The organism is Neptuniibacter sp., from assembly GCF_024231755.1.
Taxonomy (GTDB): Bacteria; Pseudomonadota; Gammaproteobacteria; order Pseudomonadales; family Balneatricaceae; genus Neptuniibacter.
On record NZ_JAAEQH010000323.1, the window covers coordinates 12,946 to 30,924 of the forward strand.

A 17,979-nucleotide genomic window follows, 5' to 3' on the forward strand; every position below is an offset into this window, starting at 1 on the left:
ACTGTTAATCGTACGATACGTCGGTCCATACGCGGTCCGGCATAATAGTATCATAACCGTACATACGGTCATACCTTCCCGCTCTATTTCTAACTAGCTTACGAGGAGACAACCTCGCGTCTACTCTATGCGCATCGGGTAGCGCCCTCTTGTGATAGTCCGCTATCCAGTTATTACCTTCGGCATCTTCAAGTTCCATCTGTGCCATCGCTCGACAGGACGACAATATGGCGTCATCATAGTCTATACCAGCCGGTTGTAGATTGTTAGTAGGCTCGACCATATACACTGAAGTCGTGTCCGGTGTACTCCCACCGGACAAAGCGCTGAATGTAAACGTCCCGGTAGATCCAGTATAGTCCGTTATGGTAGCCGTCTCACCAGCACCAGTGCCAGTGAGTATAGTCATAACCCACGTGTTGAAATAATCATCGGCATATCTATTGGCCTGTGTGCTATCCACCAACGTAGTAGCGCCACCACCGGTAGCTATACCTGTCTCGCCATCCAACTTATTGAAGATGACCTTATACATAAACTCAACAGTATCCTCCGCTTGTGGTGCGGGATCTACAATGAGTTCAAAACGTCTGTTGCCGTACGGTCGTATAGCTGCTAACTTGGGATAGTTGGTCTGAACCACAACGGCTCGAAGTCTGCGTATCGTGGATTCGTCACACCACTGAATAGTAGAGGCGTGGTTAGTCTCAGCCGCGTAGCCTATCCGACTCTCAACACCGCCGAAGTCCTGATCCAACTGATACCGTGCTGGATCACCAGTAACAACAGCGGTAGATGTAGATATACGATACGTACTTGTAGTGTCGGGTGTGCTACCACCGGACAAAGCCGCAAATGTGAATATACCGTTCGTACCATCATAGTCTGTGACTACGGCTATCTCACCGTCACCTGTACCGCCCGTTATAGCCAGGGTGTACGTATTGAAATAGTCATTGACATAAGTACCAGCTATGGCACTATCAGTCAGAGTCGTGGCCGCACCAGCCGTAGCTGTCCCCGTGATCGACGGGGCGAATGTAACCTGCATCTTACGGTGCCTCCATCGCCAACCGTTCTTAGGACCATCGGCTATGAACTGTCTTATGCCACGCGTGATCACACCGCGTATCTCATCAAGAGCGTTATGATCTATCGGTGGCATAGCTGGCATCAACCCGGTAGATCCATAGTAAGCTGTGCCGGATAGCCTGGCTATCTCGGTCACTAACTCCCTGTATGATAGTGCTGAAGTAGGTTCAGCCATTACTTGTTCTCCATAGCATATTCAAACACTCGCTTCATCGCTTTACCGACGCGATCAAGGTTAAATTCTTGTTCGGCCTTCTGACGAGCTACTTGTCGGACAGTTTCACGATCCCTCATAATGTCCTTATAACAGTTCTCAATAGCGCTTGCAAACGCTTCGGGGTCACGTGGGTCAGCCGTATACGGGGTGTACTTATTACCTGACGCTGCTACTAACGGACAACCACTAGCCAGTGCTTCCCGTACCGTGCGCGACGCTACGGTGTGCTGCGTGACAGCTATGTCAGCCGCGCGGTATATCTCGTCCAGATTAGTAACTATATGACGACACTCGCCTACCATCTTACCTTTGCGTAACGCCAAGAGCGTGTGGTTCACTGGGCCGTCATTCTTTATCTTGTCCGTGTACTTCTTATTGTCATACGGAACCCCGAACACGTGTACCCTAGCTTCAGGACATTTATCGCGAACAAACTTGGCCGCGTTAAACAGAACAGAATACGGCGTAGTATATTCTTTTCTCCACACACCGGCTATTACTATGTTGATCTTACCAGGCTCTTTGAAAGTATATGTCTTACCGAGTGGATTGAATTTATCAAGATCAACGGGCGGCGGCACATAGAATATCTTCTTACCAGAAAACATAGCTTCCCAATAGAACACAGTCTCTCTCCACATGGTAAGAAACGCTTTGTATCTCGGATTGGCCGTCGATACCATAAGTTCTTTCAGTGTTCGTGTATTGCCCGTGTGTTCTAGCAAGAACGTGTATTCTGGCATACCGTGAAACGGCATGACCAGTGGAATATCAGAGTCAAATACTGTCTGTGGTAACGCTGAGTGTCTTACTATAACATCGGACTCCAGCGCATGTTCAGGTGCCACGGTCGTTATGTCACCATCCTTACAACCAACACGACTGTGACGCTGTGGTGCGTCCCTACCATTACCATAATCAACTACATCAACGTCTAAACCCTGCTTGCGTTCCGCACGTACAAGGTCAGTCGCCGTGCCGTAGATCCCCGCTTGATGGGGTGCAAAGTTCAAAAAATGCGTTACTTTCATAATTTCTCTCCATTACCAACGTTAAAGGCCCGGCCCCCCGCGACCGTTGGTAACAGAAGCGGGGAGCGCAGACCGGGTTTCATTATAAACTTTTCACAAAACCAACAACACTGTACTGAGTTCCATCAGCCGCCGTTATTTTGGTGTAACCGACGTTCAAAGAAGTCAGTGTAGTATAAGACACACTGGCTAAAACAGATACGGCGTCGTTGTCGAGAGCAACCACGGCCACGCTTATCTGTGACACAAGATCACTCACTGCATCCAACTCAGCGTTGACATCACTGATAGCACTGTCAACCATCGTGGCAAGACTGGCGTTACCAGAAGCGTTAGTAGCAACTACATCACTGATCGCCGAATCAACCATAGTGGCTAAACTGGCTATGTCAGACTTCAACACTGTTTCAAGGCTCAAGTTGGTAGAAGTGTTGGTAGCAACTACATCACTGATAGCGCTGTCCAACGCTGTAGCTACACTAGCTATGTCAGACTTCAACACGGTTTCAAGACTCAAGTTGGTAGAAGTATTCGTAGCAACTACATCACTTATGGCGCTATCAACCATTGTGGCTAGACTCAAATTACCAGAAAGATTCGTCGCCACAACATCACTAATAGCACTGTCAACCATAGCGGCTAAGCTGGCTATGTCAGACTGTGCCGATTCGCCTACCGCAGATGTAGCGTCAGACAATCGCTTTGCATTACTGACATCAGCCGCCGCATAAGCCGCCGTGACATCACTAATAGCTGAATCAATCTGTGTGTTGATCGACGCCGTCTGATCACTATTAGCCGAAGCGATCTTAACGGCGAGACTAGCATTACCAGACGCCTCAGCTACAGTCAACTGTGAAAGCGCCGTACTCATTGCATCAGTAGTAATCATAGCCGCCAGATTACTAACGGCGGACAACGTATCACTGTTGATAGACACGACTGCACTAAGCGTAGCGTAATCGGTGGCGTCACCAGCGGCTCTCACTCTACTTGACATAAGGACCAAACCGTTCGTAACAGAACGATTGATGGTTTCCTTACACGAACCCAACAGTATATTAGACGCGCCAACGGCTGTCATAATATAACTACCATTGGATACGGCCAGACTGGTAGTACCATTGGTACAGTCCTGATCTGTCCACACAGCTATATCGGCACCGTTCAATTCATAGATGTCAATATAGTCGCCATTAACAGCACCCTCACTTGAAGGCGCTACGATACCCGCGACAAACTTCAAGTTCGCGGTCTTTGGTTTTTCCACCACTAAGAATCGTGCTGGATTCTGTTCACCCTCGGCGACTGTTACGCCGTTGAGATCCGTAGTCCTGTCGTTGTCATAACACACAACGTAACCAGCTTTGAGAACATCTGTGGTCACGGTCGGCGCGAACAGAACACGTTTCTTTGCGAGGATGGCCTCAGAATTATATGTCACAACTCCGTCTGCCATAAATTTCTCCTTTTATATTTTACGTCCAGTTGGCCCTGGACTAGACACTTATGCTAACGGATCTGAAATACCGTAAAGCCTGGCGAGGGTCGTACCGTTAGTAACACTGCGGTTGTCCTGTCCCACAGTCTGTGCTACCTTAGTAGTCGAGCCTTCGAGCAGTACGAACGTACCATTGGTAGGTTCGAGCAATGCTACGTTAGCAGAATGATCCTCACTGATCCAGACAGGAACAACCTGTCCGTATTTTGTAGGAATGTAAATCTCGATGTTGATGGTCGCACCATTGGCAACTATCTTACCATCGTATTCCTCGGTGATAACACCGGCGAAATATCCCAGGTTAGCAGTAGCCGGGCGAAGAACAGAATACGCCTGTGATATGTCAGTCTGTGACTGATCGTAACACACCGCGTATCCACCGCGTATCGTTAAAGATGCGCCGGTGTTGTTCGTAAGTACGACTTTCTTCTTAGCGATCTTCTCGCTATTATATGTGATCTGGTTTCCCATACCCATTTTACGTTTCCCTTTCTCTTAGGGTTGACCTTTGAGAATGAGTGGGGCGGTTATTACTCCGCGGAGTTACCGCCCCCTCATTTACCTATAGGTGGTATATGTTATGCCGCAATCGGCAGATGTCCAACAAAACCAACCTCACGCCTGTTAGTACACAGGTTATTGTGCGAACCGTCAAGGAACACTGTGAACGTAGTATGCTGTCCACGGTCTGTCATGGGTTCACTTTCCTCATTCCAGTAGCCCTCCTGGACGTATGGAATGAACTTCTCGAAATCTACACAGTAGATAGGCTTGGTAGCCGTACCCTGTTCAGGATCCGTTACACCTTCAAGCTCGTCGATGGGAACAACCGGTATTCGGTTGATTAGAACCAGGCCATCTTCCTGAACGCGAAGATTACCAAGGACATCTTTACCCCTGTGGAAGTCGTCCTTGGAATCAGCCAGGTCCATTAGATCGGCCACGACATCAAATTCAGAATAGATGCGCTTAGCCGCGTTACGTTTCTGCGCCGGATCATTCAAGAATAACGGTGCTTTGAACCTGGATCTCATAGCCGCCAACCTGAACGACTTGAGCAAGGTGTTGTCAACCGCACTATACGTAAACGCATAGTTACGCCACTTGGCATTGGCGGCTAAACTTGCATCAAGACCAGCACAGGTCGTGCCAGTTGATCCGTCCTGGTAACGAATGGTCTGACCATTAAAACCAGCGGCCGTCGAACCCTTCGTCAGCATGTTGATGTAGTACGGTACGCCGTATGGATAGAGGTCATCGCTGGAATTGGTCGGTGTTTTCCACGCCCGTTCCTCGATGAGATTAGCCAACGACCACAAACCGTCAGTTCTACGAAGTTTCATCAATTTCACAAAACCCTTGGGGTTACTCTTATTCCGAAGAATTTCCAGCTTGTCCCACGAATAGTTCGTGCCAATCTGTACCCAAGGTACGCGGATGGTACTCGTAACGTCTGAGACGTTAGGCTGATCGGTATCATAGAGTCTGCGATACCGGGCATTACCAGTCTGATCGAGCATCAACACACGCGAGATCTGTTCGCCACCGTCAACCTCCATGCGCTCCGACTGATAGATACGACAGAACTCATACCGGGTGTTATCCCAGCCCACTTCAAAGTACTGCTTTGGCAGATCATCAAGTGTAACTGCAATTAAATCAGCAAGAGCCGAATTTTTAACTCCCATTTGTTACCTTCTTTCTTGGTTATCCAAATACTTTATCCAGGCGACCTCTGGTAGCATCTACAAGCTCCTCAGCGGTCTTGGGCTTTCCGTCACTATTAGATTGGACATCACCACCCGCACTCGCTGGCCGCAAAGATAAACTGTTGCTTCGTTTCTTCAGCTGAGAAACGATTCCTTTTCTTACCATAGTCTCTCTTATGGGTTCCGTGACCAGCATATGCGCCTGTGTAAGAGCTTCATCAACAGTGGTATCTAAACCCTGGAGTGCTCTGCCAGCCGTTATCTGATCCGCCAATTCAAACATAGCCGTCCTGTTGGCCACATCGCCGGGGGTGAGATTATCGCCCGTACCATAGAACGACGCATACATTTTCATGTCGTCCCGTTTGAAGAAAGCGTCTATCGACGCGCCAACCGCTGCGGCTGCTGGATTAACAACTTGCTCTTGTTGTTCCAGTGGCCGGGTAGAGATTGTCTCGTTTAGATCGTTTACCATATCGAAAAGAACTTTATTCTGTTCCTGTTGTGAAGCTACAAGATCCACAATAGGATCATTATCGTACTGCTCTTTGAGTTTACTAATATCGACTTCTTTGAACTCAGACTTGGGCTTGTCGTCCTTCTTAGTAGTCGTCTCTGTCTGCTGTGCGGTATCCTGGGCCAACTTAGCCCGGCCCATTTCAGCCCAGTTCTTCGACAAGTTGTTGTTGGTCTCACACAACTTACCAAGTGTAGCCCTGGCTCTGTCGGGGTCTTGCTCCATGAACGACTGTATTTCTTCAGGCTTCCATCCCTGATGAACAGCCGCGCGGTACACGTTATCCTCCAAGTCGTAGTTCTTGCCATCCGTCACAGCCGCGCTAACCACCGAGTCGGTTACTGTAACTGCTGAATTAACCGTCGATTCAACCGCTGCACTGACCGTTGAGCCCGCAACTGCTTCACTATCAATCGCTGAGTCCACTACAGTTTCACTAACTGCATTGAGGACTTGGCGTTCGCCCTTCTCATCCTTGGTACTCGGATCGTCAGTAAGCGCCGCTAAACCGGCTGTTACTTTGTCCATAACTTCTGGACTAACATCTTCAATCGTTACGTCTGTATCTTGCGTAATACCGCCGTCTGCTTGTTCTACCATTACTTGATCTCCTTCGGGTAAGCCTCACTTGAGGGTTGCTTAGGTTTATCTATTCTTCGGCCTTTCGGCTTTATGCGCTGTTTCTGTTTATGGAAACCACACTTCTCAAGGTAGTCGTCATGTTGTCTGAAGTTCTCAAATATCGGTCGCCCCTCACCGTCTATCTTTACGTTGGGGAATAATGCCCTGTGCTCTGGTATCTGTGATGGATTTATAGCCAAGGAATCGGAGTGCAGCGGGTGGAAATATTCTTTGCCACGTATGCCTATAGTATGGCCCAGCTTCTTCCCAACGTACCCTACGACGCCACAAGTATCACATACATTAGTCTCGTGCGCTCTCATGGTGATACACACTTCTGTCATGTCCATGTCGGCGTCACAATTAGGACAATAGTATATAGCTATGGTGCAACGCGCCATTACTTCCCCTTGAAACTAACGCATTTGGTCATTGACCACGCCCTACGAGTCCGCCGCGCGAGATTATACATCCAGTGTTTCCATGAGCAGTGCCTATTCTTACAGTTATTACATATGTTTATCATTAGTAAGTGCTCCTGTTACCATCGTGAACCTCCTGCGCCCTGGCCCCACCTTGCTGACGCTGACTATTCGTCTCGCCACTAAGACTCTTTATTTTCTTCTTACCAGGAAAACCATGATTCTGTTTGACACCAGCCGGTGTTACGGCTGTGCCCTTACCAGCCGGTTGTGGTCCGGCGCTCATAATCAATTCCAACCGCGCCTCGAAGTTCGGATCGTTAAACAAATACTGTACCTCCGCCGTTATGTCAAGTTCGTCAGCCATCAGTGTCAAGTAACCCGGAAGATCAAACGGCTGACCCATCTGCAACATAAGCATAGCCGTGTTCGCCGCTGCCGGTAACAGATTAGTAGTAAACTCTATAAGGCGCTTGGACCTTATCATAGGATTTATGACGACCATAGATCTAGGAATTATGGTAAAAGCATAATCTAGGAAGTCACCTGACCTCTGTTCCGGCGTAAGCTGTACCTGAATTTGTTCATCGCCCGGTTGTCGTTTACACAACACCTGATCCAGCAGCGGGTCGTTCATCATATACCACGCTTGCTTACCGCTTATGTCAGCAGCCACGTCGTAGATTATTCCCTTGGTATCCTCTATGCCGACGTTGGCATTGGAATACATTATATCAGCTTGCGTTGCGCTACCAGCGTCGTCTTTCAACCCACCCATCTGATCAGGATTACCGGACATATAATTAAACCAATTCTGCAACGAGGCGGTCATCTGTTCGTTCTCTCTACGCTGTCCACCAAGATTCAACACCTGCACAGACTTCGGATCATTAGAGGCTATGAACTCGCCGTCCGCACCATCCAGAATATCCTGGGCCGTGTCCGACTGCGCTGGGTCAAACACCATAACATCCTTCTGACGGTCAGCCTGATCCATGGTTTTCTTAAACATCCTGTTGGCCGCTTGCGCGAGATCATACCATACGCCTACAGGTGCTATCGGCAATGGGTTGCCAGGTACATCAGGAGTAAGAATCTCAAACGTATATGGCCCATCATCAGGTCCGTAATATTCTTTAATAGATATAAAGTCGTCAAACATTTTAACGTGTGGATCAGGTATAAGAACAACTGCGTTAGCTTTCGGAACCCAAACTTCAACTACGTATACATAATCCTGTAAGTTCTGCATAGACTCAGAGCGTAGTGGGGTCTGTGTTATAGTAGACACGCCACTGTCAGATCCACTCTTGACCTGATAGGACGGAAGCTGCCTAACCAGATCCTTATTCACGCCGTTCATGTCCATAAGTGTCTGTCGTGGAACTCTAATCCTGTCACCAAAGAACGTGGACTCAGTTAGCTTAACACAGGTCGGATCCATCGTAAAATTATCGAGGTCTACAGTATCTGTGTACAACTGACCCGGATCTATAAGCTGGTCGTCCTCATTAAGAATCTGACCACTCATGGATATGCCGGTCTTATATATACCCATGCCAAAGAACGCGTCCACTGTCCCAGCGCGTAGTGTGTTCTTTAGTTTCATTTTCTTCTGATTAAAATCAAGCCCAAGGCTCAGAAGTTCAGCATACTGTCTATAAGGAAGTATCTCGGTGGTCACTTTGTTGACCGGGTTCTTCATAACGATGTTCGGAAGAATAGTTTTTATAGCACTGAACACGAGATTGATTGGCTGTTCACCAGTCATGCCCCTGTTCTTGGCATAATATTGTCCAACGTATTCTTTTATAAACATCGCGCGCGCCCTGCGATACGTCTTAAGTCTATCGAACCCGGCCTTGACGGCCATGCTTAACTTACGTGCTGTGACTTCAGACATTAACCTTATCTCCATATGGATGTTGCCACTTCTTACCCATGTTTTTCGCCTTACGTTTCTTCTTGTACTCGTTGAACCTGTGACCGGCAGAGTTGCCCGGTATGTGTACCGCTGCGCCCTTGCCCTTGGGTATCTCTTTGTCCTCAAGTGTTAAAGCATCGGCTATAGTTCTGTCTCCATGTGTTTTCTTGGCCCCGGCGCTCTCCTCGACCAGATCAGCCGGTCCACAACCACCATCAGGATAATGGATGTAATATTTACACTCCTCCAACGATATGATAGATGGGTTGATATAACCACCATGAGCTAACATCCTATCGTAGATCATCAACAACGCCAGCTTACCATCACGATCAGAGTGCCAACCGTACGCGGTGCCCTGCTTCTGTTTCGTTACGCCTATTTTCTTTTTCTTATAGAAATATGGGTAGCCGAATATCTCAACGATCAGTTTTCCGAGGTCCAGTCCTGGGCCGTTCTTCTCCCATTTAAGGAACGGAAGCCTCCGAGGATTAGCGCCGCCGCACCAGATAGCAAGTGCGATAACGATCCTGGCAAATTCATAGGGCGGTGTGTTAGCATCGGCCCACTCAGCTATCTTTTGACCAGTGTCCTTACACTTAATAGACACCACGGAATTAGATGCTCCCTGTCCCTTACTGGTATCAATGCCAAATATATATCGCTTCGATTGATCAGGTCTATTCATAAGAAGATTTGTCCACACTTTCAACTTACCCTTGGGACTCATCTTCATAGTAATCTTTTTAACGTCGCGCTGCCCTATGATAGCCTTAACAGCATCATTAGCTACGCCCTTCTTGAAATTCACATCCAGCCGTACGATAGGATCTCTACCGAACAGTGCGATGTGTTTGTCTATATTGGTATGTGTAAATATAGCATCACCGGCTTCAAGATCCTCCATATCGATCTCACACGCCATTTCTCTCGGTGAGCGCCGCTCGTTTTCATTATCATACCACGGTGAGCGTATCTTATACTCTTGTGTAACTTCATCCTGTACGGTATAACGATCAATGCCCTTCTCTGGATGCTCCCACCACGCCATCGTAAACACTTTTATCTGTCCACTGTTCAACCACCTACTGAACTCAGTACCAGCACCACGGTCGGGGTTAGGTGTGGAGTTTACTATTCGACAGGGAGTAACATCAGCAGTGGCACTTCTCATTGCTCTACCATTATCGACCTTAGAGAACTCGTCCAAGAGCACAGCCAGCCGTCTATCTCCTGATCCAGCATGAGCAGTTGTTGATTCTCCGTCAATGGTGGATTCAATAAGCTCATTGTGTAGGTGCATTTTCCTACGATTCTTTTGGCCTGGCAAACAATTCGGGGGTCGCATCCAGTCAGGGAGCCAGGTGTTGATGTAGTCGTGCTTCCAGAATAAACTCTTGTGATTTCCTCGTTCATCTACATAGCCTTCGGTCCTCGACATTTCTAATAATTGACTGTCCGGCCTAAACAACCACTTGTGATGAAAGGCCACTATGCAATCCCAACTAGCTCCCATGTCACGACTTTTCTTTGTGCCGCGATCTTCGCCCTTATCAATCCCTTCCTCTATGAAAGTAAGATGTCTGTCCTGAACCTCCCATGTTATAAAAGGATTGTGTGCATGTTTAGCCGGTATGGGTTTATGTGTAACAGGATCAAAATCAAACTGATGATAAGTCCAAACACATAAGTTAGTCCAGAATAGTATGGACTGTTTACAAGCCGCCATAAGATCTTCTTGAAGCACCTTATCATTCTCCGCCGCACGCATAAGATCCGCGCGCCAACGAATATTAGCCAGTTGCATCTTCGGAACTTCAAGCCCAGTCTTAGGGCAAGTCCATATCTCAGGTACGTCCGGGAACGGGGTCGATAATTGTGGCCTAGCGGTTTCTATTTCTTCCTGTCCTTTATGATATTGTTAATACGGTTCTTACCCTCCTGTGAGATACGATCCGGTATATTCAGCTTCCCATCCTTACCATCCACCAGCAACGGTGCCCTGCCCTCAGTACGATCTAATATGATGCCAATGTACGTACTGTTGGGGGCGTGGGGTAACCTAGTCGTTATCTCAGTGCCGTCCTTCTTGAACTTGGTCACTGTCTCATCGAAACCCAAGGCCAACTTCCAGATAGTGCGCGCCAAAGCCTCAGCCTTGGTCGCCATACGATCACCACGTTCGTCATCCTTGATGAACTCTGTCTCCTCGTCGGCGATCTCTTTAATATACTTTGATAGCAATGTGCCAGCTTTAGTTTTCTTACCGTGTTTATTATTTTTAGCCTTGCGTCCCATTATCTTCCAATAGTTTCTTCATATAGCCACACTCTCTGCGCGTAGCTTCAAGATCCAGCATAACGTACTTAACGCCTAACATCAAACGCTCCAACGCCGATGGTATATTCGACGTATCAGCTATGCTAATAACGTCCACGTCCTCCACTTCAGCTATCAGTGACAGAAGGTCACAATAAATCTCGGTGTCATTTAATTTGTGTTCTTTGGACATTTTCATACACACCAACCACAGCCTCACATGCATCTGCCGGAACGATATACATCATCCCATACGAGCTACCGCGTACTACTATACCGATCACACCGCCGAAACGGTTGAACACCGGACCACCAGAACTACCGGGGGCACCGTTGATGTCCAACTGGGTAAAGCTCTCATCCTTACGTATCCTGTTATGCGCTGATATGATACCAACAGCTACGGTGTTGTGTCTGCCTAACGGACCGCCGATAGCAAACACGCTCTCACCAACTGTGCCCCTCCAGTTCGGAGAGAGGCTGGCGTGACTATCGGATATATTTGGGTCCACAATTATCAGCCCGACATCTACAGATGACATATCGCACGATGTGAAAAGTTCATCGGACGCTACCCTTGAGCCATCGTCCAGCACAACCACAACTCTAGCGGCCTTGCTGATCACGTGCCTGGCCGTGAGTATGACTCCGTTGTCGAGGATGACACCTGAGCCTGTTCCAAGTTTACTGTAGTTGCCATATATTTCAACGAGTACTACGCTTGGGCGTACACGTTCGATGACGTTGGGGAGCTTCATATGATTACGCGCCATCACTACGGTGAACACTGCCGCTAAAAACATTGCTGCCATACCGCATTTACGTGTCATTATGCTACTACCTCTCGGTCTAATTTCTTAACGTCAACGTAAACGGTGGTGGAAACCAGTGCTGTCACGATCACAAGAATCTTTTCATAGCCATCGGTGTTGACCCTAAGATGGTCGATCTCGTTGGTCGTATTCTCAACCGTGTAGCCAGCCTCCCATTGATTATTGCTGATGACGAAACTATCCATAAAGTAGATACCAGTTGAAGCTATCTGTGTTGACCTGTCGCCGGTGAGGGTGAACATCCTGGTATAATGTTCAGGATCAAGACCGCCCGCTGTTATTGGCTTGGCGTAAAAGTCAAGAACATTGGTGTCGTTGTCGTTACCATCAGCCCTGACCCGTATATCCAGCGCCGGGGTTCCGTAAGGAACCTCGAAGATTACGGTCTTAGCAGCCGCCAGTGCATCCACACTGTCCTCGTCCCGCGCGGTAACGGCAAGCGCGGTCTGTGCCGTTGTTACCGTACCGGCCAGAACGAATGGGTGTTTTTCTCGAAAAGCATTTTCACCGTGATGTGGCATTATTGTTTTCTCCTTTTAGCTCTATGTTCTTGACCGAACGACCCGGCCCGGTTTAATTACGCGTCGTATTTCATTCCCATCGCTTCATTCATAGCCCTGTGCATTGACGTATCCGTGGCTGCGGCGAACTCCCTACGAAACTCCTCGCGTGTCATATTGGCTTCTTCGCCATCAACGCACAATACGTCGTATATCTTATCCGCTGTGCTTACTTTTTCAGCAGGGGTGGTCTGTGAGGTAATGCGCTTGCCTTTTAGCTTATGATACCGAAACAATCTTTTTATTCTGCGCCACAGTTTATATGGCATCTTTAATCCTCAAGTTCAACATATTGTCTGTCACCTATAAATCTGATGTTCTTAACGTTACCGAGGTCAGTAATGAACACTTCCATGATCTTAACGCCCCAGCCGCTTGTGGCCTCTCGTATCTCGCGCAACAAACAACTCGTCAGACAATCGGGTTGGAGTAGCTCTGCAAGTGTGTGTTTTGTTGCACGCTCATGTATAATGCCAAGCGCGAGCGATACTATGGATTCATCAAGATCGTTTACTTCCAGGATCGCTTTCCTGGCGCTGGTTATCTTATATTGAAGCGCGCCACCTATAACGACATCCTTACCATCACGTGTTATGACTGACTGTCCGCGAAGATCGACAACCTGCGGTGTGATCGGACGCTTGGTGCAGACATGAATGATGGGCCAATCTATGTACCAGCCGGTAGGAGCATCCTTCACCCATTTACCCAGCGTGGTCCTTATGCCACCCTCATCCGGCTCTACCACCCATATACGGGGTAGTATGTCGAACACACATGATAGCCACTCACCGAGTTGACTCATTTCCACTTCCTATAATTGCGTATGTTGATGAAAATAGCCGGGACCGCCAGCAACAGTGATCCCCAGCATGATCTCGTCATCAGTACGTAGAAAATCCAGCATATATTGGCGGATATGCTGGCTAACCAACCATAGCGATTCTTGTGTCCGACAATCCATTTACCACTAAGCTCCAAAATCGCTGCTACAAAATCCAAAACACGTTCCTTCTATGAGGCTAAGTTAAAATAAAACAAAGCCCCTCTCTTATACTGGTCTCGCGCCTTATTTGTTCATATTTTCTTAAGATATTTCAAACATTTTATGAAAAAGCTCGGGTAGCGCTCTGCGAGTGATAGTCTATAGTTACAAGAATAACACAGTAATCCACGAACTTCACCCGTATCATGGTCGTGATCCACTATTAACCTACGATTATTTACATTAACACCCCTACAGAGAGCGCACTTATGATTTTGCTCCTCGGCCATGATGTCAAAATCTTCGAGTGTCATACCAAATTCATGCTTTAGCTTATATTTATAACTACGGCAAGCCGAACACAGCCCTTTCGTGACCGTCTCATCACTACCTATGGTCTTATCACACCAGACGCAAGTCTTAGTTTTTGGCGTTGTCATCACGTTCCCTACGGTACTCTACTGCCTTCCAGACAAGAACCGCTAAGGCTATGAGTACTACTACACCAGCGATCCACTCAGCCCATCTAGCCATTACCATAATAAAAATCATGCCCCCCACACACGCTGCCGGTATAATCCACCCAAACCTGCTGCGGGTCAGCCCCCAAAAGACGAAACCGCCTACCATAGTGAGCAACAAAACTGGCATCATCTTGGTCAGCGACCCAAATAGCTCGTTCATCCGACCCCTGGCGGTTTTCTCACTCAGTATGAGCGATTCCACGTAATCGTCAGCGGCGTTCCCCTCAATTATCCGTGAACCATCGCCGGGTATCGGGACTTCAATCCGGGAGGATGACCCGCACCCCATCATCAGCATAACCGCTATTACCGTTATAGTTATTAAAGCCACTCTAATCATCTTTATCTCCGTAACGCTCGCGGCCTGGCCAACAAACATGCCCTAAAATCGTGGCTATGACTATCTTCACCCGTGGATCTACCCACAGAAGTCCAGTGAGCATACATTTCAATATAAATCCCAATATAATGAGATCAAGCCATGTTGGAAACAACTTCTGATACTGCTGGGACAACGTGGAGTGTTTCTTACGCACCAGATACAGGTCGTATAGTCCCGTTGCGACGAGTAGTACTATCAGTATGTAGTTCATTTCGTGGCCCCCTTCGGTATAGGACACTCGCCGCTAAACACAATGGTCCGCATGTCCTTCAGATGTCTCTCAGTCGCCGCCAGTTGGCCCGCACTGCCCGATCCCTCACTCGGTCGAAGCCCACAGTCCCATAGGTCGTCGATCAACTGCTGGGCCGCTGTGGGGCTTAGAATAATATTGGGTGCATCTGGTTGGAAAGCCATGGAGCGTGGTTGCTTCTTCATCACCAATGGTTCAGCCATGAACAGATCACCGTTGGCATCATCCCAACTCTCTATGACCACACCTACGTTTCTTTTGTGGCCACCACTAATAGCGCGTATATGTAGTTCATTATTCATCAGTTTTCCCCTTAAACGTGTTCCCATAACATCCATTAGTGACGCGTGCTCCGCGACTTGCGTTCTTTATGCGCCTCGGCTTTGTATTTAAGATAAGCCTCTCCGTCACCCCGTTGTCTAGCACGGTGAGCGTTCGCCTGTGCTTGCAAATATTTACTTTTGGCCATCAGTTTTCTCCTGCTCGTGGGCCTTGCCGTAGCCTGTTGCATTTCCTCTCAAGAGCATCAGCCACAGTTCCACCCTCCACTACGTGCACCAAAACAACGTGCGACCCGGCGTTCTCTATATGTTCAGTTTCTTCTGTGGCGGATTCGATTGGTCCTTTACTCATCAGTTCAGCCCCTTCTTTTCCACACACCGTGAGCACATACCCATTTCTGCCGCCCTGGTTTTCCGTCCGGCGCGCTGTACGTTGTGACATGCGCTACAGGTGTATTTGATTTCGGTTATCTTGGCTGGCTTGCTCACTATGCTATCCTATCCCATTTTAACACCGTGATCCATTTCCCAAACACCCGTATCTGAACCCTGACCGTGGTGGACATATAGACCTCAGCCTTCGATTCGTAGAAGCTAGCCCCGGCCATGTTAATTATCCGTTCCGGGTCCGTCTCAATCGTCCTTATCATTCCAGTCTACTCCATGTGTTTGTTTCCTCGTCGTATGTGATCGCCACCCACTCGCCCTCTGTCATATGTAGGGCTTGTACCGCGCTACACGACTTCCTGGTACACATACAGAGTCTTACGGCCACTATGCCGCCCCCTGACTCAGGGTAGCTCGCGTACCCGTAGCTCCATCTGTGTATCCCAAACCAGCATAGTATTTTATTTATTATTTTCATCTGTTCCGCTCCAGATACTCCGCTGCCGATCTCAGTCTTGCCGGGTTGTCCTTGAAGCACCCCAGGCCGAGGTTGCATATAACGCACAGCAACCCCCTCACTTTCCCGGTCTTGTGGTCGTGGTCAACATGTAGCCGCTTTTTCATCTTAGACTGGTGCTTCCCACATATATAACAGCGGCCTTTATGCTTTTTGAACATAGCATTGTACTTCTGTTCGGTTATACCGAAATTGTACGCTAAATAATTATCCCTGTCCTCGTGACAATTATAATGTGGCATGTGGCTAAACTCTTTTCCGCCATACATGTCCGTATCATTAATAAAATCTGCTACTTCACCCATGCTGCCCTCATTATTAACCTAATAATCAACATTATCTATATTCTTCATACTACACAGTATACCACATCCGACGTTGAAAGTCAAGGACTATTTTATATATCCATGGACTACTCAGTTATCGGCCCTTATGTTACCCGCCTTTATTAACGCCCCGGCTTGTTAAAGGTTACGGGTCGTATCTTTATTAAGTACCCTACTATGTGGGTGTGGATTGTCCTGTATGTAATTCCAACACGTGTGTCGGGTCGGCAGTAATAGGTAAAAGGAACTACTAAGTAACAAACCGAGAGGGTGCCACCCCGGCTTCGACAACAGAGGCGAGGTCCGATAACGGACACTCATCAACGGGTCATCACATACACAATCAACACAAGGAGGATGTGTCCTTGTCAACAACAGTAAGGTATATTGAGTAGTACATGGGAATATAAATTAAGGCTTGACATATAGGGGTGATGTTGGTATACTTTAACTATGAGATACATAATAACGAAACTAATAGGCGATGACTGGTATAAGATACTTGTACTGGTTGGCTGGGTTTACTTGGCTCTATGTTGAAATAATCCTCCTCCTTCTTCATTTCAAACGGGACGTCCGGTACAGGGTATTGGGCGTCCTCCTCTTTACCCACTACATGTAGTAATGCCATCGCCTCCCTTGGGGGTCCAGGAGCCACGACCGACCGGGTATATCCGCCGAAACTGGTATCATGCGTTTATCTTATACTAACATAAGTATAGCCAATAGTATAGACACGCGGACAAACAGCGTGAGCGCCGTGGCACATAATTGTCTACTACTTAGGGGGTAGATTATGTGCCACAAATCATAAGGCCTTACACACAATAGACTTAGATAGAAATAAAACACACCATGGCACACGTGGTACATAGTTTGAACGAAACTCATCTGTACTGTAAACCGTTCAAATACAATAAATTGACATAAGTATCTTTCTACTGTTCTATTATTCTATTATACACTCAATATAATAAACTATGTACCATAAGTGCCATAAAGACATAAGAACAGTCACACACACGGTTTACAACATGGCACATAAATACCTGTGGCACATGGTACATGGTCATATGTACCACAACCCCCAATATTAGGCCAATAAAATAGTAGCAACAAGAAATTGTGGGGGTGCGGGTAATCGACTTACAATCAAGTTACGCGCTACCAACCCCCCCAAACAGCCCCTGACAGTATCAATAAGGGCCATAATTTTTACGCTACGCCCCCACTTTTTCCTTGACTTGTGTTACGTGTTATGGTATAATACCAGCATGATAGAAATAGAACAACAATATGGCACATGGAGAGTAACCAAAAAAGCCCGTAAGCCCGGTTATTGGGTATGCCAGTGTGTGAATTGTAGCGACAGTGGACGAGTCATTAGGCGGACACTTAGTGAACGACAGCTAAAATATCAGGCCCGTATTAAGTGCCCGGTGTGTGATACTATTGTGGGTACACATATTGGTAGCTGGCTGGTAAGTCAGCGTAACGGGTCTATCAGCAAGAACGCCGCCTATCTGTGCCAATGTAAGCACTGTCATCGACAGCGACGTATCAGAGCCGACAGAATTAAAA

At 47.6% G+C, this 17,979-nt stretch carries 20 protein-coding genes; all 20 read right to left on the minus strand.

Features of this window, described 5'->3' with window-relative positions; translation table 11 throughout:
• Positions 1–4 precede the first annotated feature (4 nt).
• Positions 5–1,267 carry a hypothetical protein gene (locus GY843_RS18780; RefSeq protein WP_297311971.1) on the minus strand — a complete coding sequence of 421 codons (1,263 nt, stop codon included), beginning with the start codon at positions 1,265–1,267 and terminating at the stop codon, positions 5–7.
• Positions 1,267–2,322 (minus strand): glycosyltransferase family 4 protein, encoded by a 1,056-nt coding sequence (locus GY843_RS18785; protein ID WP_297311973.1) that lies wholly within the window; start codon positions 2,320–2,322, stop codon positions 1,267–1,269. Before GY843_RS18785 ends, GY843_RS18780 begins: the two co-directional genes overlap by 1 nt.
• A 100-nt stretch (positions 2,323–2,422) precedes the next feature.
• The gene (locus tag GY843_RS18790) at positions 2,423–3,799 is read right to left on the minus strand and encodes a hypothetical protein (protein ID WP_297311975.1); all 1,377 of its coding nucleotides are present in this window, start codon (positions 3,797–3,799) and stop codon (positions 2,423–2,425) included.
• 48 nt (positions 3,800–3,847) lie between these two features.
• Positions 3,848–4,318: a hypothetical protein gene (locus GY843_RS18795; RefSeq protein ID WP_297311976.1), complete on the minus strand. Its 471-nt coding sequence runs from the start codon at positions 4,316–4,318 to the stop codon at positions 3,848–3,850.
• Positions 4,319–4,419: 101 nt separating this feature from the next.
• The gene (locus tag GY843_RS18800) at positions 4,420–5,529 is read right to left on the minus strand and encodes a hypothetical protein (protein WP_297311977.1); all 1,110 of its coding nucleotides are present in this window, start codon (positions 5,527–5,529) and stop codon (positions 4,420–4,422) included.
• Positions 5,530–5,548: 19 nt separating this feature from the next.
• Positions 5,549–6,667 (minus strand): hypothetical protein, encoded by a 1,119-nt coding sequence (locus GY843_RS18805; RefSeq protein ID WP_297311978.1) that lies wholly within the window; start codon positions 6,665–6,667, stop codon positions 5,549–5,551.
• The gene (locus GY843_RS18810; protein ID WP_297311980.1) at positions 6,667–7,089 is read right to left on the minus strand and encodes a hypothetical protein; all 423 of its coding nucleotides are present in this window, start codon (positions 7,087–7,089) and stop codon (positions 6,667–6,669) included. The genes GY843_RS18805 and GY843_RS18810 overlap by 1 nt, the downstream gene beginning before the upstream one ends.
• Before the next feature lie 124 nt (positions 7,090–7,213).
• Positions 7,214–8,881 carry a hypothetical protein gene (locus tag GY843_RS18815; protein ID WP_297311982.1) on the minus strand — a complete coding sequence of 556 codons (1,668 nt, stop codon included), beginning with the start codon at positions 8,879–8,881 and terminating at the stop codon, positions 7,214–7,216.
• A gap of 124 nt (positions 8,882–9,005) precedes the next feature.
• On the minus strand, positions 9,006–10,781 hold the full coding sequence (locus tag GY843_RS18820; protein ID WP_297311984.1) for a hypothetical protein: 1,776 nt from the start codon (positions 10,779–10,781) through the stop codon (positions 9,006–9,008).
• A gap of 146 nt (positions 10,782–10,927) precedes the next feature.
• The gene (locus tag GY843_RS18825; protein WP_297311986.1) at positions 10,928–11,332 is read right to left on the minus strand and encodes a hypothetical protein; all 405 of its coding nucleotides are present in this window, start codon (positions 11,330–11,332) and stop codon (positions 10,928–10,930) included.
• On the minus strand, positions 11,316–11,546 hold the full coding sequence (locus GY843_RS18830) for a hypothetical protein (RefSeq protein WP_297311988.1): 231 nt from the start codon (positions 11,544–11,546) through the stop codon (positions 11,316–11,318). Before GY843_RS18830 ends, GY843_RS18825 begins: the two co-directional genes overlap by 17 nt.
• The gene (locus GY843_RS18835; protein ID WP_367183877.1) at positions 11,521–12,183 is read right to left on the minus strand and encodes a S1C family serine protease; all 663 of its coding nucleotides are present in this window, start codon (positions 12,181–12,183) and stop codon (positions 11,521–11,523) included. Before GY843_RS18835 ends, GY843_RS18830 begins: the two co-directional genes overlap by 26 nt.
• On the minus strand, positions 12,183–12,707 hold the full coding sequence (locus GY843_RS18840; RefSeq protein ID WP_297311991.1) for a hypothetical protein: 525 nt from the start codon (positions 12,705–12,707) through the stop codon (positions 12,183–12,185). The genes GY843_RS18835 and GY843_RS18840 overlap by 1 nt, the downstream gene beginning before the upstream one ends.
• 56 nt (positions 12,708–12,763) lie before the next feature.
• Positions 12,764–12,982, minus strand: coding sequence for a hypothetical protein (locus tag GY843_RS18845; RefSeq protein ID WP_297311993.1), 219 nt, complete (start codon positions 12,980–12,982; stop codon positions 12,764–12,766).
• A gap of 35 nt (positions 12,983–13,017) precedes the next feature.
• Positions 13,018–13,551 (minus strand): SPFH domain-containing protein, encoded by a 534-nt coding sequence (locus GY843_RS18850; RefSeq protein WP_297311995.1) that lies wholly within the window; start codon positions 13,549–13,551, stop codon positions 13,018–13,020.
• 9 nt (positions 13,552–13,560) lie between these two features.
• Entirely contained in the window at positions 13,561–13,710 is a 150-nt protein-coding gene (locus GY843_RS18855) for a hypothetical protein (protein WP_297311997.1), read from the minus strand.
• A 113-nt stretch (positions 13,711–13,823) separates the two neighbouring features.
• Positions 13,824–14,171 carry an endonuclease VII domain-containing protein gene (locus GY843_RS21085; protein ID WP_367183878.1) on the minus strand — a complete coding sequence of 116 codons (348 nt, stop codon included), beginning with the start codon at positions 14,169–14,171 and terminating at the stop codon, positions 13,824–13,826.
• Positions 14,152–14,634 (minus strand): hypothetical protein, encoded by a 483-nt coding sequence (locus GY843_RS18860; protein WP_297311999.1) that lies wholly within the window; start codon positions 14,632–14,634, stop codon positions 14,152–14,154. The genes GY843_RS21085 and GY843_RS18860 overlap by 20 nt, the downstream gene beginning before the upstream one ends.
• A 210-nt stretch (positions 14,635–14,844) precedes the next feature.
• Positions 14,845–15,189 carry a hypothetical protein gene (locus GY843_RS18865; RefSeq protein WP_297312001.1) on the minus strand — a complete coding sequence of 115 codons (345 nt, stop codon included), beginning with the start codon at positions 15,187–15,189 and terminating at the stop codon, positions 14,845–14,847.
• An 840-nt stretch (positions 15,190–16,029) separates the two neighbouring features.
• Positions 16,030–16,377, minus strand: coding sequence for an endonuclease VII domain-containing protein (locus GY843_RS18870; protein ID WP_297312003.1), 348 nt, complete (start codon positions 16,375–16,377; stop codon positions 16,030–16,032).
• Positions 16,378–17,979: the final 1,602 nt, after the last annotated feature.

What these genes read in the sequence shown, in the direction of transcription:
- GY843_RS18810 (WP_297311980.1), bottom strand. Translation starts at nt 7,089, where the DNA reads ATGGCGCGTTGCACCATAGCTATATACTATTGTCCTAATTGTGACGCC.
- GY843_RS18815 (WP_297311982.1), bottom strand. Translation starts at nt 8,881, where the DNA reads ATGACTGGTGAACAGCCAATCAATCTCGTGTTCAGTGCTATAAAAACT.
- GY843_RS18830 (WP_297311988.1), bottom strand. Translation starts at nt 11,546, where the DNA reads ATGTCCAAAGAACACAAATTAAATGACACCGAGATTTATTGTGACCTT.
- GY843_RS18825 (WP_297311986.1), bottom strand. Translation starts at nt 11,332, where the DNA reads ATGGGACGCAAGGCTAAAAATAATAAACACGGTAAGAAAACTAAAGCT.
- GY843_RS18805 (WP_297311978.1), bottom strand. Translation starts at nt 6,667, where the DNA reads ATGGTAGAACAAGCAGACGGCGGTATTACGCAAGATACAGACGTAACG.
- GY843_RS18860 (WP_297311999.1), bottom strand. Translation starts at nt 14,634, where the DNA reads ATGTTTGTTGGCCAGGCCGCGAGCGTTACGGAGATAAAGATGATTAGA.
- GY843_RS18795 (WP_297311976.1), bottom strand. Translation starts at nt 4,318, where the DNA reads ATGGGTATGGGAAACCAGATCACATATAATAGCGAGAAGATCGCTAAG.
- GY843_RS18870 (WP_297312003.1), bottom strand. Translation starts at nt 16,377, where the DNA reads ATGGGTGAAGTAGCAGATTTTATTAATGATACGGACATGTATGGCGGA.
- GY843_RS18835 (WP_367183877.1), bottom strand. Translation starts at nt 12,183, where the DNA reads ATGACACGTAAATGCGGTATGGCAGCAATGTTTTTAGCGGCAGTGTTC.
- GY843_RS18780 (WP_297311971.1), bottom strand. Translation starts at nt 1,267, where the DNA reads ATGGCTGAACCTACTTCAGCACTATCATACAGGGAGTTAGTGACCGAG.
- GY843_RS18790 (WP_297311975.1), bottom strand. Translation starts at nt 3,799, where the DNA reads ATGGCAGACGGAGTTGTGACATATAATTCTGAGGCCATCCTCGCAAAG.
- GY843_RS18840 (WP_297311991.1), bottom strand. Translation starts at nt 12,707, where the DNA reads ATGCCACATCACGGTGAAAATGCTTTTCGAGAAAAACACCCATTCGTT.
- GY843_RS18800 (WP_297311977.1), bottom strand. Translation starts at nt 5,529, where the DNA reads ATGGGAGTTAAAAATTCGGCTCTTGCTGATTTAATTGCAGTTACACTT.
- GY843_RS18850 (WP_297311995.1), bottom strand. Translation starts at nt 13,551, where the DNA reads ATGAGTCAACTCGGTGAGTGGCTATCATGTGTGTTCGACATACTACCC.
- GY843_RS18865 (WP_297312001.1), bottom strand. Translation starts at nt 15,189, where the DNA reads ATGAATAATGAACTACATATACGCGCTATTAGTGGTGGCCACAAAAGA.
- GY843_RS18855 (WP_297311997.1), bottom strand. Translation starts at nt 13,710, where the DNA reads ATGGATTGTCGGACACAAGAATCGCTATGGTTGGTTAGCCAGCATATC.
- GY843_RS21085 (WP_367183878.1), bottom strand. Translation starts at nt 14,171, where the DNA reads ATGACAACGCCAAAAACTAAGACTTGCGTCTGGTGTGATAAGACCATA.